Annotated in this window: 1 protein-coding gene; it reads left to right on the forward strand. The window is 68.3% G+C overall.

The genetic code is table 11. From position 1 onward, the window contains the following. A partial coding sequence (locus ACLQ28_RS34460; protein ID WP_425690441.1) for a beta-ketoacyl synthase N-terminal-like domain-containing protein occupies nt 1–608 on the forward strand: 608 nt, incomplete at both ends.

Consider the following 608-nt stretch of genomic DNA (forward strand, 5'->3'; position numbering starts at 1 on the left):
GCGTGGGAGGCGTTCGAGGACGCTGGTATTGATCCGACGTCGTTGCGTGGGACCGACACCGGCGTCTACTGCGGCGTCGGGCCGTCGGATTACGCGGCGATGCCGGCTGGCAGCCTGCCGGAGATCGAAGGCTTCCGGCTGACCGGCTCGACGACAAGCGTGGTGTCGGGGCGGGTCGCCTACACACTCGGCCTCGAAGGGCCGGCGGTGTCGGTGGACACGGCGTGTTCGTCGTCGCTGGTCGCGCTGCATCTGGCCGCGCAGGCGCTGCGGTCCGGCGAATGCTCGATGGCACTTGTCGGTGGGGTCACGGTACTTGCGGGGCCCTCGCTGTTGATGGAGTTCAGTCGGCAGCGTGGCTTGGCACCGGACGGCCGGTGTAAGTCGTATGCGTCCGGGGCGGACGGGACTGGTTTCTCTGACGGTTTGGGTTTGCTCGTTCTGGAGCGGTTGTCGGACGCGCGTCGCAGGGGCCACCGCGTCTTGGCGGTGGTACGGGGTAGTGCGATCAATCAGGATGGTGCGAGTAACGGGTTGACGGCGCCGAATGGGCCGGCGCAGGAGCGGGTGATTCGTCAGGCGTTGGCCAGTGCCGGGTTGGCCCCGGC

This window comes from Micromonospora sp. DT201, from assembly GCF_049841575.1.
Taxonomy (GTDB): Bacteria; Actinomycetota; Actinomycetes; order Mycobacteriales; family Micromonosporaceae; genus Micromonospora.